Annotated in this window: 15 protein-coding genes and 2 pseudogenes; 10 read left to right on the top strand and 7 right to left on the bottom strand. The window is 64.2% G+C overall.

Annotated elements, in window-relative coordinates:
• Positions 1 to 56: 56 nt before the first annotated feature.
• On the top strand, positions 57 to 944 hold the full coding sequence (locus F3K02_RS14355; protein WP_177136294.1) for a LysR family transcriptional regulator: 888 nt from the start codon (positions 57 to 59) through the stop codon (positions 942 to 944).
• 105 nt (positions 945 to 1,049) lie between these two features.
• A pseudogene (locus F3K02_RS14350) lies at positions 1,050 to 1,649 on the top strand (glutathione S-transferase).
• A 71-nt stretch (positions 1,650 to 1,720) separates the two neighbouring features.
• On the opposite strand, the gene F3K02_RS14345 reads toward F3K02_RS14350, so the two are convergent.
• Positions 1,721 to 2,758 carry an integron integrase gene (locus tag F3K02_RS14345; RefSeq protein ID WP_177136293.1) on the bottom strand — a complete coding sequence of 346 codons (1,038 nt, stop codon included), beginning with the start codon at positions 2,756 to 2,758 and terminating at the stop codon, positions 1,721 to 1,723.
• Between the two features lie 122 nt (positions 2,759 to 2,880).
• Here F3K02_RS14345 and F3K02_RS14340 point away from each other — a divergent pair, with 122 nt between their 5' ends.
• Together F3K02_RS14340 and F3K02_RS14335 are read left to right on the top strand one after the other, a co-directional pair.
• Positions 2,881 to 3,366 carry a hypothetical protein gene (locus tag F3K02_RS14340; RefSeq protein WP_177136292.1) on the top strand — a complete coding sequence of 162 codons (486 nt, stop codon included), beginning with the start codon at positions 2,881 to 2,883 and terminating at the stop codon, positions 3,364 to 3,366.
• 107 nt (positions 3,367 to 3,473) lie between these two features.
• The gene (locus F3K02_RS14335) at positions 3,474 to 4,034 is read left to right on the top strand and encodes a DUF4145 domain-containing protein (RefSeq protein WP_177136291.1); all 561 of its coding nucleotides are present in this window, start codon (positions 3,474 to 3,476) and stop codon (positions 4,032 to 4,034) included.
• A gap of 568 nt (positions 4,035 to 4,602) precedes the next feature.
• Here F3K02_RS14335 and F3K02_RS14330 read toward each other — a convergent pair.
• The 3 genes from F3K02_RS14330 to F3K02_RS14320 all read right to left on the bottom strand — a co-directional run bounded on the left by F3K02_RS14330 (position 4,603) and on the right by F3K02_RS14320 (position 6,860).
• Positions 4,603 to 4,893 carry a hypothetical protein gene (locus F3K02_RS14330; RefSeq protein ID WP_177136290.1) on the bottom strand — a complete coding sequence of 97 codons (291 nt, stop codon included), beginning with the start codon at positions 4,891 to 4,893 and terminating at the stop codon, positions 4,603 to 4,605.
• 226 nt (positions 4,894 to 5,119) lie between these two features.
• A complete protein-coding gene (locus tag F3K02_RS14325) occupies positions 5,120 to 5,746 on the bottom strand; it encodes a class I SAM-dependent methyltransferase (RefSeq protein ID WP_177136289.1) in 627 nt (208 codons plus the stop codon).
• A 118-nt stretch (positions 5,747 to 5,864) separates the two neighbouring features.
• Positions 5,865 to 6,860: a LysR family transcriptional regulator gene (locus F3K02_RS14320; RefSeq protein ID WP_177136288.1), complete on the bottom strand. Its 996-nt coding sequence runs from the start codon at positions 6,858 to 6,860 to the stop codon at positions 5,865 to 5,867.
• A 136-nt stretch (positions 6,861 to 6,996) separates the two neighbouring features.
• Here F3K02_RS14320 and F3K02_RS14315 point away from each other — a divergent pair, with 136 nt between their 5' ends.
• The 6 genes from F3K02_RS14315 to F3K02_RS14290 all read left to right on the top strand — a co-directional run bounded on the left by F3K02_RS14315 (position 6,997) and on the right by F3K02_RS14290 (position 11,995).
• The gene (locus F3K02_RS14315) at positions 6,997 to 7,971 is read left to right on the top strand and encodes a Bug family tripartite tricarboxylate transporter substrate binding protein (protein WP_177136287.1); all 975 of its coding nucleotides are present in this window, start codon (positions 6,997 to 6,999) and stop codon (positions 7,969 to 7,971) included.
• A gap of 14 nt (positions 7,972 to 7,985) precedes the next feature.
• Complete coding sequence (locus tag F3K02_RS14310) at positions 7,986 to 9,047, top strand: methyltransferase (protein WP_177136286.1); 1,062 nt, start codon at positions 7,986 to 7,988, stop codon at positions 9,045 to 9,047.
• A gap of 10 nt (positions 9,048 to 9,057) precedes the next feature.
• Positions 9,058 to 9,381: a hypothetical protein gene (locus tag F3K02_RS14305; RefSeq protein ID WP_177136285.1), complete on the top strand. Its 324-nt coding sequence runs from the start codon at positions 9,058 to 9,060 to the stop codon at positions 9,379 to 9,381.
• 381 nt (positions 9,382 to 9,762) lie between these two features.
• Positions 9,763 to 10,644 carry an RNA polymerase sigma-70 factor gene (locus F3K02_RS14300; RefSeq protein WP_177136284.1) on the top strand — a complete coding sequence of 294 codons (882 nt, stop codon included), beginning with the start codon at positions 9,763 to 9,765 and terminating at the stop codon, positions 10,642 to 10,644.
• A gap of 77 nt (positions 10,645 to 10,721) precedes the next feature.
• Entirely contained in the window at positions 10,722 to 11,201 is a 480-nt protein-coding gene (locus F3K02_RS14295; protein WP_177136283.1) for a carboxymuconolactone decarboxylase family protein, read from the top strand.
• Between the two features lie 17 nt (positions 11,202 to 11,218).
• Positions 11,219 to 11,995: an SDR family oxidoreductase gene (locus F3K02_RS14290; RefSeq protein ID WP_177136282.1), complete on the top strand. Its 777-nt coding sequence runs from the start codon at positions 11,219 to 11,221 to the stop codon at positions 11,993 to 11,995.
• A gap of 50 nt (positions 11,996 to 12,045) precedes the next feature.
• On the opposite strand, the gene F3K02_RS14285 is transcribed toward F3K02_RS14290, so the two are convergent.
• From F3K02_RS14285 to F3K02_RS27530, 3 genes and pseudogenes are all read right to left on the bottom strand, one after another.
• Complete coding sequence (locus F3K02_RS14285) at positions 12,046 to 12,819, bottom strand: VOC family protein (protein ID WP_177136281.1); 774 nt, start codon at positions 12,817 to 12,819, stop codon at positions 12,046 to 12,048.
• A 1-nt stretch (position 12,820) separates the two neighbouring features.
• Positions 12,821 to 13,210 carry a DUF1428 domain-containing protein gene (locus F3K02_RS27305; protein WP_343067094.1) on the bottom strand — a complete coding sequence of 130 codons (390 nt, stop codon included), beginning with the start codon at positions 13,208 to 13,210 and terminating at the stop codon, positions 12,821 to 12,823.
• Positions 13,202 to 13,561, bottom strand: a pseudogene (locus F3K02_RS27530) (DUF1428 domain-containing protein); the annotation flags it as partial. The pseudogene F3K02_RS27530 and the gene F3K02_RS27305, both read right to left, overlap by 9 nt.
• Positions 13,562 to 13,577 lie beyond the last annotated feature (16 nt).

The following is a 13,577-nucleotide window of genomic DNA, read 5'->3' as shown; positions in this document are numbered from 1 at the left end:
CGTTTCGCGGGCAAAAAGAAATTGCCCAATCCTGAACAGCCGCTATACGTTTTTTTATGGACAAGACCATTGGATGGGAGCTGTACCGCTCGTTGCTGGCGGTGCTCGAAGAAGGCTCGCTCTCTGGCGCGGCGCGGGCGCTGGGCCTCACGCAGCCCACGGTGGGCCGCCATGTGGCGCTGCTCGAAGCCGCGCTGGGCACCACGTTGTTCACGCGCTCGCAGGCCGGCCTGCTGCCCACCGAAGCCGCGCTCACGCTGCGCGACGGCGCTGAAGCCATGCACAGCATGGCGGCCTCGCTGGAACGCAGCGCGCGCAGCCTGGGCGAAGGCGTGCGCGGCACGGTGCGCATCTCCGCCAGCGAAGTGATGGGCGTGGAGGTGTTGCCGCCCCTGCTGGCTGCGCTGCAGGCGCAGCACCCGGAACTGCGCGTCGAGTTGGTGACCAGCAACGCCCTGCAAGACCTGGTGCGCCGCGAGGTGGACATCGCCGTGCGCATGACCCCGCCCCAGCAAGACGTGCTGCTCGCCACCCGCGTGGGCGACGTGGAGCTGGGCCTGCACGCCCACCGCAGCTACCTCGAACGCCACGGCCAGCCCGCTTCGCTGGCCGATCTGGCTCACCACGTGCTCATCGGGTTCGACCGCGAAACTCCGTTCCTGCGCAGCGCCGCCACCAAGCTGCCGATCTGGCAACGCGACAACTTCCACTGGCGCTGCGACAGCGACCTGGCCCAGCTGGCCCTGCTGCGCGCCGGCGCCGGCATCGGCGTGTGCCAGACCGCGCTGGCGCGCCGCGACCCGAACCTGGTGCGCGTGCTGCCCACGCGGCTGTCCATGAAGCTGACCACCTGGGTGGCCATGCATGAAGGCCTGCGCAACAGCCCGCGTTGCAAGGCGGCGTTTGATGCGCTGGTGAAGGGCTTGCGGCGGTATGTGAAGTGAGGCGCCGGCCTTGCCCTACCCTCGTCGGTCTGGCACATCGAAGCACACCGCAGGCAACCCCATGCCCCCCCGCTGCTCTACACCTACAGGCGCTGCCCCTACGCCATGCGCGCACGCATGGCGTAGGGGCAGGCGGGCGTGGCGTTTGACGCGTTCGAGATCGTGTTGCGCGACAAACCCGCTGAGTTGTTGGCCCTTTCACCCAAGGGCACGGTGCCCGTGCTGCGGCTGCCAGATGGACAGGTGCTGGAGCAGAGCCTGGACATCATGCGCTGGGCCTTCCTGGAAACTGGCGATGCCGATGGCTGGTGGGCGCGCGCGCAAAGCGCGACGAACCTGGCGCTGCTGGCGGCCTGCGACGGCGCATTCAAACACCACCTGGACCGGTACAAGTACCCCGAGCGATTCGACGGCGTGGATTCAAAGGCGCATCACCGCGAACAGGCGGTGGACGTGCTGCTGAAGCCGCTGGACGCGCAGCTGCAAAGCACTGGCCAGCTGGGCGGCCATGCCCCGTGCGCGGCCGACATCGCCATCTTTCCGTTCGTGAGGCAGTTCGCGGCGGTGGAGCCGGGTTGGTTTGAGGGACTGCCGTTGCCGGCACTGAAGGGCTGGCTGCGCGGTTGGCTGGCACACCCCCTGTTCCAAGCGGCGATGCCCAAACTGCCCAACGGGCGCGCGCTGCCGTTTCCCGCTGCACATTGAGCGATCAATGTCGATGCTTGCCCGGTTTCGACCCGTTGCTGACGGTCGCACACATTCCGGAAACCTGTCACTCAACCCTCCAGAGCCATGGCATCCAGTGGACTGGCCGTGCCACCGGCTGCCACTTTGAGCACATGCGTGTAAATCATCGTGGTGGGCACATCCGAATGGCCAAGAAGTTCCTGCACCGTGCGAATGTCAGTGCCCGACTGCAGCAAGTGGGTTGCAAAACTGTGGCGCAGCGTGTGCACCGAGACAGGCTTCGCCAAACCAGCTTCTCTGCATGCTTGCTTGAGCCGCTTTGACAAGCGCTCAGGAAACAGGTGGTGGCGACGCTCCACGCCCGTCTGGGGATCCACCGACAAAGTGGGGGAAGGCAAAACCCAGTGCCAGGCCCAGCTCTCTCCCGCGCGCGGGTACTTTCGCTCAAGCGCATGTGGCAGGTAAACCCCATTCACGCCCACAGCGCGGTCACGGGTCCACAACACCTTCGCTCGCGCCAACTGAGCGTGCAATGCCGGAACGAGCGAACGCGGCAGCATCACCACCCTGTCTTTGTCGCCCTTGCCGCTGCGCACCACAATCGCGTGGCGGTCGAAATCGAGATCCTTCACTCTCAGCGAAAGGCCTTCGGTCAGACGCAAACCTGTGCCATACAGCAAGCGAGCCAGCAAACCCTCGTCGGCCGTCATCAGGCACAACACCCGTTGGACTTCTTCTTTGGTCAACACCACGGGTATGCGCTTGCGCTCTGCAGGGCGACCTATTTGTTGCATCCATGGCAATTCCATACCCAGGACTTGCCGATACATGAAAAGGATGGCATTGAGCGCCTGCCTGTGTGTCGCGGGTGAAACCTGTCGCTCGTTAGCGAGCATGGTGAGAAAGGCTTCCACCTCGACAACACCCATGTCGCGTGGATGCCGCATGCCACCCTGACTGCCGGACCAAAGCACGAAAAAGCGCGCCCAGTACACATAAGCTTTCTCAGTCTGCAAGCTATAGTGCAAATACCTGATTCGTTCGCGAACCTGATCCAGCAAACGTTTGGACTGCAGAGGAGCGGCAAAACCCTCACGAACTTTGTCAGATCTGTTATACCTGTTCATGCATCCAGTATGCCGCCGTAACTTCATGAATGCAAACACAATTTTCAGATTTGAGGCGCCATGTTATCTCGTGGTCACTGTGGGTATCTGGTGAAACACGAACTACATCAAAGTTAGCCATCATGTCCGCGATTCCCGCCCGCGACTTCTGCATTGCTGTATCCATGAGCGACTTTGTCACTTGGTTCGGTGACGGAGACCATGACTTTGTCGAAAACGCCGCGCTCAAAGCTGCGTTGAATGCTCTTGGCGTTACTGTAGATTTGCGGGCGTTGCACGTGGCCTATTTCGAACGAACGCCCGTTGGCACCGGTGATGTCTACGTGTATCAACCAAGCAAGAACAGTAAGAACGTGTTTGCGCTGAATTTGTATCGCGACCTAACAGACCAAATGGACATCGTTTCATTTGGCATTGGCTGCGATGAACACTGTCTTTCCGTCGTTAGAGAAAAGCTGCGCGCCTTTTTCGATACTGCCTCCTGCCAGGTTCACTATGAAGAGGCTAGCTACTCATCTGATTTTCGCAGCATGATTGATACACAACGGTATCCTGTCATCATTGAGGATTCCGGCTATCAACAGCTCGTTCATCACGCCTATGGCTAACCATCGCTTCGAGGGGACCGCCTGCAAGCTTCGCTTGCAGGTACCCTACGGGCTTCGCCCTCCGGCGGCCCCTCAAGCTGAACGTTAGGGCGCAGAAAGGAAGACAGATGAGTGGCTGGAACAGCGTTGGCGGCATCGGTGCACGACAGTTTCGATGTGGCCACTGTGGCTTCAATGTCGCAAACGACAAGGGCTATCACCACAACGATCCAAACCGCAGGATCTACGTCTGTCCGAACTGCGACAAGCCGACGTATTTCTACGCTGGATCACTTCAACTGCCAGGCGTTGTGCCGGGAAACGAAGTGGAACATCTACCTGCCGATCTAGCGAGCCTGTACAAGGAAGCCAGGAACTGCTGCGGCATAGGTGCCTACACGGCATCAGTCCTCGCTTCGCGCAAGATGCTCATGAACATTGCGGTTCAGCAAGGGGCGAAGGAAGGGCTCAAGTTCATCGAGTATGTAGACCACCTTGCCGCTACTGGCTTCATTCCGCCAAATGGGCGAGGTTGGGTTGATCACATTCGAAGGAAAGGCAACGAGGCAACTCACGAGATTGCCCTGATGTCGCAGGCAGATGCGGAAGAACTCATCGCTTTCACAGAGATGCTCCTCAAGTTCATCTACGAGTTTCCGGCTCGTGTCCCGCCAGCGCCTGCGCCCTAACCCTGCGGTCAACCGGACCGCCTGCAAGCTGCGCTTGCAGGTGCCCTCGGGCGTCCGGCGGCCGGTTACCTTGAACGTTGAACGTCCGCTCTAACCTACGGGCAGGAGCTATTGATGGCCGATGACCGCCATGCTAGCTCAGGCAGAAGCGGGCCCGAAACTGTCCTTGGTCACATGCGGACTAAAGCAGTTTTTATAGGTTCAACAAGCAGAAACAAAGAAAGTACCCATCCGACAAATGCAGCCGTGTAGTAAGCCCACGGCTTCCGGTGCCGAATTGCGTCAAGTGAAAGGTACTGATCGTTGAGAAAGATAAATGGGCCCAACAGAGGAGCCCACCAAGGGTGCTTCATCCCTCGGAGCAAGGGCATGAAATGCCGAATGGACATCGCGAGAAAGAACGCGGGTGGGCCGAAAACGAGCACCAATATTCCAAAGGTCAGGAAGTCCATAAAGCTTTGATGAGAGAGCCAATTGGGTGTGATGTGTTGAAGGCCATTCGTCCGCCTCTGGCCGATGACCGCCAGGCTAGGTCAGGCGGCACCGGACCCGAAGAGAACGACAGGACCTACTCGGCTACCAAGTTTCTGACGAGGCCCGCAGCAACGGCGTAGTCGACCGCTTTGCGCATAGCAGCTTCCGTTACTGACTCGACGACAAGCAGGTTCGGCTCGATGAAAAGTGGCTGACGGCGGAGCTCTTCCCCAATCTCTTGCCCGAGTCTCACCGAGTCGTAGAACGTGAGTCGGTAACGATTGTTCAGATGAAACAATACTGCTCCATCAAACCAACCTTTCGACTCGACCTCCCATGCGTAGTCTTGAAAATCCAAAGGTAAAACGAGTTCATGAGTGTTCACAGGGGCCTTCCCTTAGATGTCTGCTTCTGGCCGGGACTGCCAGTTCGCGGTCAAGCCCGGCAGCGGTCCTTGGCAATGCACCGGATCAAAGGACCGGGTCGACGACCATGCCCATCGCGAGCTGACCCAAACCAGGCATCCGACCGTCGAGACGGTCAACCATAGCAGTCATAGGCCGGTGCTGCAGCGGCGAGATCAGCAGCGCGCAGTGCCGTGGCGCCAAGGCTCAGCGCTTGCGCCACACGCTCGCCAGCCAGGGCTGTTGCTCGATCGGTAGGCCCGTCGGACGGTAGAAGTGCTCCAACTCGTCGAAGCCGGCGGCCGTCACCAAGGCACGCCAGGTTGGCCAGTCGTGAAATGCGCCGTAGCGCTCACCGTTCCAGCCCTCCTGGCCATCGCCGCGCGGGTTGGAGCTGAACAGCACACCGCCTGGCCGCAGGCAGGCCTGCAGTTGTCGCAGCACCTGCGGCAGCACTTGGGAGGGCACATGGAACAGCACGGCATTGGCAAACACACCGTCGTAGCGCTGTGCGGGTAGGTCGAGGTGCAGGAAGCTCTGCTCCAGCACCTCGCAGCCGCTGTGGACGCGCGCCAGCGCCGCCGCGCTGGGCGCGCCCTCCAGGCCCACGGCGCGGTGGCCCAGCGCCTTGAAGGTGTGCAGGTCGCGCCCGGGCCCGCAGCCGAAATCCAGCAGGTCAAAGGGCGGTGGTCCGGGTATGTGCTTCAGCAGCGCCGCGATGTTCTGGCTGACGTCGTGATCGCGCGTGCCTTCCCAGTAGCTCTGGGCGTGCTGCTCGTAGTGCGCCAGGGTGCGCGCGGCGATTTGTTGGAGGTCTTCGGAACTCAGTGGCATGTCGCATCATTTCATACGGAGCCGTCCTGATCCGGAACTCCGTCCGCGCACGTCGGGCGTGCGTCAAGTGTTCTTGGCATTCGACCCGCCCCGGTCGACAGCGGGATGGATGCTGCGCTCAGCGGGTCTCCGACGCGCGTAGCCGCCTCATCTTCACCCAGTGGGGCATCGCCGTGGCGGGCAGTGGCCGCAGGCGCTCGCGCTCGACTTCGGCAAAGAGCTGTACGACCCAGTCCAGGAAAACACGCACGCGGGGTGTGCGCCGGACGCTCGGAGCGTAGAGCAGATTGACGGGCGGGACTTCGTCGACGACCCAGTCGGTCAGCGCCGGGACCAGCAGGCCGCGAGGCACCTCCCGCCCGGGACGCTGATGCCAGTCAAGCAGGCGAGCGACGCCTACGCCGGAGAGCACCAGGTCGCGCACCATGTCGCGATGCACGTTGTCAACGATGATCGAGCCACGCGCTGCAACCGACACGCGTTCATCGCCGCGCCTGAAGTGCCACAAGTCCATCACGGATCCGGTGTTCGAGCGGATGCACAGGCAGTTGTGCTGCTCGAGGTCGAGCGGGTGCTGCGGCATGCCATGCGCTGTCCAGTAAGCTGGTGAAGCGACGACGACGAAGGTTGTGGCACCCAGAGCCCGTCCGACCAGGTCGCCCACCTGCTGCGGCCAGCCCATCACGATGATGGCGTCGAGGCTGCGGTTCTGCAGCTCGGCCATGTTCATGAAGTAGCGCACGTCGAGCTGGATGTCGGGATACAACGCGCAGAACTTGGGCAACGCCGCGGTCAGCACTTCCTGGGCGACGACCGGCTGCACGCCGATGACGACCGTGCCCTGGACCCGGGTGGACGACGCGGTGACCTGTTCCACGGCGTCGTCGAGCTGTGCCAGGGCGGGACGGCACACCTCCAGGAACATGCGCCCTGCCACCGTGGGTGTGACACCGTGGGCGTGGCGCTCCAACAGCTGAACCCTCATGTCGGATTCCAGCGCGCCGATCAGCTTGGCCACCGCGGCCACGCTGACACCATGCAGTCGTGCCGCCGCGGAAAGGCTGGCACCCTCGGCCGCCGAAACGAGGTATCGGATCGCACGAAGTCTGTCCATGCTCTGCTCCCACCAATGCGCCATGAGCGAATCAGCGCCTTCAACCAGGGGTTGAAGGCAGCTCCAACACCTGGAGTATTCCTGCGAACGCATCCGCCGCATAGAGTGAACCCATTCGATGGCAAAGGAGTACCCCATGAAACTGCATCGTCGCCAAATTCTGAGCTTCGTCGTCGCGGGCTGTGCCGTGAATGCATGGCCGGCAGGGGCGGCGGACTGGCCCAGCCGACCGATCCGCCTGATCGCGGGCGGTGCCGGCAGCGTCACCGACATCCGTGCGCGCTGGCTGGCCGATCGTGTCGGCCCGTTGCTCGGCCAGCCCATGGTGGTGGAAAACAACGCTGCCGCCGGTGGCAGCGTCGCGGCCGAGCAGGTGGCGCGCGCAGCTCCCGACGGACACACGCTGCTGCTCACACACCAGGGCATCGCGGCCATCAATCCGCACCTCTTCGCCAAGCCCCGCTACGACGCGTTGGCCGACTTCGTGGCGGTGGCGCGCTTCGGTATCGGTCAGCTGGCACTGGTGGTGCCGGCGGTTTCGCCGATCACCTCGGTGGCCGATCTGCTGGCACGCGCAAGGGCCAAGCCCGGGTCCATGAACTACGGATCCAACGGCAACGGCACGCCGCCGCATCTGGCGGCCGAAGAACTGAAGCGCATGGCCAGCATCGAGGCGGTGCACGTGCCATACAAGGGTGGCGGGGCGCTGCTGACGGCTTTGCTGGGGTCGCAGGTGGACTGGGCGATCGAGGGTCTGACACCGCTGCTGCCGCACGTCAAGTCAGGCGCGTTGCGCGCGCTGGCCGTCTCTGGCGCTAGGCGCGTTCCGGCCTGGCCGGAAGTGCCCACGCTTGCTGAGGCTGGCGTACCCGGGTATGAATACATCGGTTGGACAGGCATCGCCGCGCCGGCGGCCACGCCACAGCCCGTCGTCGAACGCCTCAACCGCGAGATCAACAAGGTTGCGACCAGCGACGAGGGGCGGCGATTCTTCGCGCAGGCCGGGGCCGACGCCGGTGAACTCTCGCCGACCGAGTTCACGGCCTTCATCCGAGCCGAACACGCCCGGTTCGGGCAGTTGATCCGGGCGGCCGGCCTGAAGACCGAATAGGAGCAACGCGCGTGATGGACACTTTCGCGCCCACCCGCCCGCCGCGCGGCTCAACTGACGATGCCGCGCAACTGTTGGCCATGATCAACGGTGCCTGGGTCACGCAGGTCATTCGCACCGCCTGTGTGCTGCAGCTGCCGGAACACATGGCGCAAGGCACCGCAGACACGCCAGCCCTGGCCGCCGCCAGCGGCTGCTGCCCTGATGCGCTGCAGCGGCTGTTGCTGGCCATGACCGCCCTCGATCTGTGCGAATCCGTGGCCACACAGGGCTGGCGGCTGACCCGTGTGGGCGAGCTGCTGTGTCGCGAGGCGCCGGGGTCTTTGCACCACTGGGCCCTGCACGCCGGGGGTGGGCTGTGGCAGCGCCTGGGCGAACTGCCCGAGACAGTCCGTACCGGCGCCAGCTGGCCCCAGCGGCACCATGGCGTCGGCGGCTATGAGCGGCTGGCCACCGACGCGCAGGCGCGTACGGTCTTCCACCACGCCATGGTCGAGCTGACCCGGCAGGCTGCGCCGGCACTCGTTCCGCTGTTCGAGCTGGATTCGGTCCGTTGCGTCGTCGATGTCGGCGGTGGTCAAGGCGAGTTGCTCGGTGCTGTCCTGCAACAGGCACCCGCGGCGCGCGGCGTGCTGCACGATCAGGCTGCTGCACTCGAAGGCGCTGAGCAGCGACTCGAGCGCCTGGGCGTGTGGGCTCGCTGCCGAGTCGAGGCTGGTGACTTCTTCGTCGGCGTCCCGGTCGGCGGGGACCTCTACCTCCTCAAGAGCGTGCTCCACAACTGGGATGACGAGTCTTGCCGAAGGATCCTCTCGCATTGCGCCGAAGCGATGTCGCAACAGGCCAGGTTGCTGGTGATCGAACGCCTGCGTCCCGACAACCCCGGTCACGATCCCGGCGACCGAAATGTCGCTCGCACGGACCTGAACATGCTGGTCAGCCTGAGCGGGCGCGAACGCAGCAGGCGCGAGTACGCTCGGTTGTTCGCCCATGCAGGCCTGCGCCTTTCGTCCGTGCGCAAGACGGAAGCCGAATGGTCCGTGCTCGAAGCCAGCCACGGACCGGCCCAAGGCTAGGAAGCCCGCCATGCACGCCCGCCTCGATGCCGTCGGCACCACCGCCGCGCCGGCTCGCGCCCGCTACCTCGCTGTGCTGGGGTGGTCGTTTGCGCTCTTCAGCGCGGCCCGCATGGTGGCGTACCTACCCACCATCTGGGCGATCTGGTCCAGTGGCGACTCGCAGCAACACTCGCTGTTGACGTGGCTGACCTGGACTGGCGCCAACCTGACGATGGCCGCGTGGCTCTACGAACAGGAGGGGCAAAGGGTGACGCGGTCCGTTGCCGTCAATGCTTGCAACGCCGGGATGTGTGTTGCCACTTCGGTGCTGATCATTGCCCTGCGCGCCTGAGTGAGACCTAAGCATAGTGGTCGGGATCACCTGTTCATCCTTGGCGTGAGCAGTCGTTCCCGGGACCTGGTCTGGCTGGCCTCAGTCGAGTGACCGGTCAGTTGGCCATGCAGTCGCTCGACGCCTTGCACGGCGCGCAGCAAGCAGGCCAGAAACCAGCTGAGCCACGGTGTGACGTTCTGCGGAGTGGCCAGCCGGGGCGCTGCCAGAGGTAGGTGCGGTCCATCGCCGCAACCTGGTCAATCAAAGGCGTGCGTGACAACGCGCTGCCCAACTGTTTGATCCGTTTCTGTCACAAAACGCCGGTCACAAACGTCTGATGCAGCAAACAGCTTTGCGACCCCGCTGCCCATCCGACCATCATGTAAGGTTGACGCCACCATGGACGACGCCACCCACACCTTCCAGAGCCAACGCCGGCGCCTGCAGGGCATTGCCTACCGGATGCTCGGCTCCATCGCCGAGGCCGAAGAGGTCGTGCAGGACGCCTGGCTGCGCTGGCACGATGCCGACCGTTCGGCCATCGCGAACGCCGAGGCCTGGCTGGTCACCACCACGACCCGCATGGCGATCGACCGCCTGCGCTCGGCCAAGGTGCAGCGGGAGCACTACGTGGGCTTCTGGCTGCCTGAACCGCGCCTGGACCAGACACCACCTTCGCCCGAGCAGGTGCTGGAGCGCGCGGAAGACCTCTCCGTCGCGTTCCTGACCCTGCTGGAGCGCCTGACACCGGAGGCCCGGGCGGCGTTCCTGATGCGCGAGGTGTTCGACGCGGACTACGACGAGGTGGCGCGCACCATCGGCAAGAGCGAAGCGGCCTGCCGCCAGCTGGTGAGCCGCGCGAAGGCCCAGTTGCGCGAAGCCCGGCCCCGCTTCACCGTGGCACCCGAGGTGCACCTGCGTGTGCTCAGTCAGTTCGCTGAAGCGCTGACCCATGGCAGCTTCGACGCCATGAAGTCCCTGTTGAGCGAGGACGCCGAGTTGATCGGTGACGGTGGAGGCAAGGTCCCGAGTTTCGGCAAACCCCTGCTGGGCGGCACGCGCATTGCTCAACTGTTCTATGCGACCCGTCTGCGCTTCAAGGATGCGGTGCAGGTCGAGCTCGCGGTCATCAACGGGCAGTGGGGCGTGTTGCGTTTCATCGATGGGGCTCTCGAATCGGTGCAATCCTTCGAGACCGACGGTGAGCGCATCGTGCGCATCCACGTTCAGCGCAACCCGGACAAGCTGCGCCACATGGCGATGGCGTTGAAGCCGGTCTGACGAGGTTTGTCACAACCGGCAGGGCTCGCGCGTCTTCAGGGTGTGTCTCACAACCCTGAATCAAAGCGAACCTCACCATGACCCAACGCATCAACTACGCCGAACAGTCCGCCGAATTCTTCAAAAAGTTCGTCGCCTTCAGCACTGCACTGAACCACAGCGCCATCGAGGAGGGCATCCGCCACCTGGTCGAGATCCGGGCCTCACAGCTCAACGGTTGCGGCCTGTGTGTGGACATGCACATCAAGCAAGCCACGATCCACGGCGAACGGCCCCTGCGCCTGCACCATCTGGCGATCTGGCGCGAGTCGACGCTGTTCGTTCCGCGTGAGCGCGCAGCGCTCGCCTGGACCGAGGTGCTGACCCGCATACCGGAGCACGGTGTGCCCGACGAACTCTATGAGCGGGTGCGCACGCAGTTTTCCGAGAAGGAGCTCTCGGACCTGACCTTCATCGTGATGTCGATCAATGCATGGAACCGCGCCAACGTGGCCTTCAAGACCGTGCCCGGGGCGTACGACGCCGCTTTCGGCCTCGACAAGGCCAACCTCAACTGAACCCAGGACACCTCATCATGAAAATCATTGTGATCGGAGGAACCGGCCTGATCGGTTCCAAGCTCGTCGCCCTGCTCCAGGCGCGTGGACACGAGGCCTTGGCGGCCTCACCGCAGTCGGGGGTGAACACCCTCACGGGCGAGGGCCTGGCCGATGCGCTGGCGGGCGCTCAGGTGGTCGTTGATGTGGCGAACTCGCCATCGTTCGAAGACGCGGCCGTGCTCGCCTTCTTCGAGACCTCGGGCCGCAACCTGCTGGCCGCAGAACGGGCCGCGGGCGTCGGGCACCACGTGGCGCTCTCGGTGGTGGGCACCGACAGGCTCCAGCAAAGCGGCTACTTCCGGGCCAAGGCCGCGCAAGAACGGCTGATCCGTCAGGGCGGCGTGCCGTACACCATCGTGCAATCGACCCAGTTCTTCGAGTTCGTCGCCGGCATCGCGCAATCGGGCACAGCGGCTGACGGCAAGACGGTCAGGCTCTCGCCGGCCAGCATCCAGCCGATTGCATCCGGCGACATCGCCGCCGCCGTGGCCGAAGCGACCCTCTCGGCACCCGTCAACGGCGTGATCGAGGTGGCCGGCCCCGAACGGTTCCGGTTGTCCGATCTGGTGCAAACCTACCTGACGGCCATTCACGACCCCCGCACCGTCGTTGCCGAGCCAGGTGCACGCTATTTCGGCGCCGAGATCCAGGACAGCACGCTCGTGCCCGGGGCCAACCCTCGCCTGGGTACCGTTTGCTTCAAGGACTGGCTCGCCACTCAGGCCGGCGCCGGGCTTGCCGCTCGCCCCTGAGCGCCTGTTTCTTCACGGGCGTGCCGCCGGGTCCGGCAGCGGCTGCCCGGTCACCGCGGCGCTATCCGCGGGCCGACGAGGCCGAAGGCAGCGCCTTGCGGGTCGCGCGCATGGAGGCTGTATTCGCCGCCAGGGATCTGGTGCGGGCCATCGAGCACCTGGCCGCCGCCCGCCTTGATCTGCTCCACCGCCGCGTCGATATCTTCGACCCCGAAGTAATAGAGCCAGCGCGGTTCCTGGCCGACCGGGCTGCGCATCAATGCGCCCATGCGGACCCCGTTGGCGGCCAGCAGGTGGTAGTCGCCCTGCTCGCCCATCGGCATGGTGTCGACCACCGTCCAGCCGAAGCGCACCTGGTAGAACGCGAGTGATGCCTTGTCGTCCTTCACGGCGATTTCGTTCCAGCGCACATGGCGCGCATCGGCGACGCGAAAGGCCGTGCTGACCTCATCGCTTGCGCCGCGCATCACGTACAGCGGCACGCCGTCCGGATCGGCGAGCATCGCGATCCGCCCCACCTTCGGGATGTCCATCATGGGCATCTGCACGCTGCCGCCGGCTGCGGTCCAGTCGGCGACCGCGGCGTCGACGTCGGGCACCCCGACATAGCCGAGCCAGACCGGCTTCGCACCGGGCATCTGTTCGTTGATCTGCATCAGGCCGCCCGCCTGGCCGTCACCGGCGTCGAGGATGCGGTAGTCCATGCCCGGCTGGCCGCTGTCGCTCGCCGTCCAGCCGACGACATCGCCATAGAAGCGCTGCGCGGCGTCGGCGTCGGTGGTCAGCAATTCGTACCAGATGAAATCGCCCTTCGCGTTGCTCATGTCATTGCTCCAGTGTCACGACCGGGGTGAACCCGGCAAAAATCATGCGCTTGCCGTCGAACGGCCAGTCCATGCCCTCGGGCGGCTTCATGCGATCGTCTTTCATGATCTTTTCTTGCGCGGCGTCGCAGACTTCGCGCGACGGCCATTCCATGAACGAGAACACGATGTTCTCGCCCGGCTCGGCCTTCACGGCGCGGCGAAAGTCGGTGAGCTTGCCATCGGGCACATCGTCGCCCCAGGCTTCGACCACGCGCAGCGCACCGTATTCCTTGAACAACACCCACGCCTCTTCGGCCACCTGCCGGTAGTCCTCGCGCCGGCCCGTCGGCACCGGGATGACGAAGCCCTGGACGTAGCTGTCGGTGGCCGCCTCGCCTTGTTCGACGATCGGCTCGAAGCCGCCGTAGATCATCCGCTTGCCGTCGAACGGCATCGGGTTCTTCGCCGGGTCGCAGCGCTCGTCGGTCTTGGCCAGTTCGGCCATCCGGCCCATCACGCCGTCGCGCGTGGCTTTGTCGGGCCACTCGATCCACGAGAACGCCACCGTCTCGTCGTCCTGCGCCGCCACCGCGCCCTGGAAGTCGGTGGTCTGGCCTTTGGGCACATCGGCCCCCCAGCACTCAACCACCCGCGTCGCGCCGTGATCGATGAAGGCGCTGTCAACCGTGTTGGCGTGGGCGATGAACTGCTGCTGTTTCCCGGTCGGGACCGCGATCACGAAACCATCGATGTAAGACATGGGGGTTCTCCTGTGT

It is taken from the genome of Hydrogenophaga aromaticivorans (assembly GCF_013387465.1).
Classification (GTDB): domain Bacteria; phylum Pseudomonadota; class Gammaproteobacteria; order Burkholderiales; family Burkholderiaceae_C; genus Hydrogenophaga; species Hydrogenophaga aromaticivorans.
This window is presented reverse-complemented; position numbering and strand designations above follow the sequence as displayed.

Coding starts and splice junctions, on each gene's coding strand:
- F3K02_RS14355 (WP_177136294.1), top strand. CDS start 57: ATGGACAAGACCATTGGATGGGAGCTGTACCGCTCGTTGCTGGCGGTG.
- F3K02_RS14345 (WP_177136293.1), bottom strand. CDS start 2,758: ATGAACAGGTATAACAGATCTGACAAAGTTCGTGAGGGTTTTGCCGCT.
- F3K02_RS14340 (WP_177136292.1), top strand. CDS start 2,881: ATGTCCGCGATTCCCGCCCGCGACTTCTGCATTGCTGTATCCATGAGC.
- F3K02_RS14335 (WP_177136291.1), top strand. CDS start 3,474: ATGAGTGGCTGGAACAGCGTTGGCGGCATCGGTGCACGACAGTTTCGA.
- F3K02_RS14325 (WP_177136289.1), bottom strand. CDS start 5,746: ATGCCACTGAGTTCCGAAGACCTCCAACAAATCGCCGCGCGCACCCTG.
- F3K02_RS14320 (WP_177136288.1), bottom strand. CDS start 6,860: ATGGACAGACTTCGTGCGATCCGATACCTCGTTTCGGCGGCCGAGGGT.
- F3K02_RS14315 (WP_177136287.1), top strand. CDS start 6,997: ATGAAACTGCATCGTCGCCAAATTCTGAGCTTCGTCGTCGCGGGCTGT.
- F3K02_RS14310 (WP_177136286.1), top strand. CDS start 7,986: ATGGACACTTTCGCGCCCACCCGCCCGCCGCGCGGCTCAACTGACGAT.
- F3K02_RS14305 (WP_177136285.1), top strand. CDS start 9,058: ATGCACGCCCGCCTCGATGCCGTCGGCACCACCGCCGCGCCGGCTCGC.
- F3K02_RS14300 (WP_177136284.1), top strand. CDS start 9,763: ATGGACGACGCCACCCACACCTTCCAGAGCCAACGCCGGCGCCTGCAG.
- F3K02_RS14295 (WP_177136283.1), top strand. CDS start 10,722: ATGACCCAACGCATCAACTACGCCGAACAGTCCGCCGAATTCTTCAAA.
- F3K02_RS14290 (WP_177136282.1), top strand. CDS start 11,219: ATGAAAATCATTGTGATCGGAGGAACCGGCCTGATCGGTTCCAAGCTC.
- F3K02_RS14285 (WP_177136281.1), bottom strand. CDS start 12,819: ATGAGCAACGCGAAGGGCGATTTCATCTGGTACGAATTGCTGACCACC.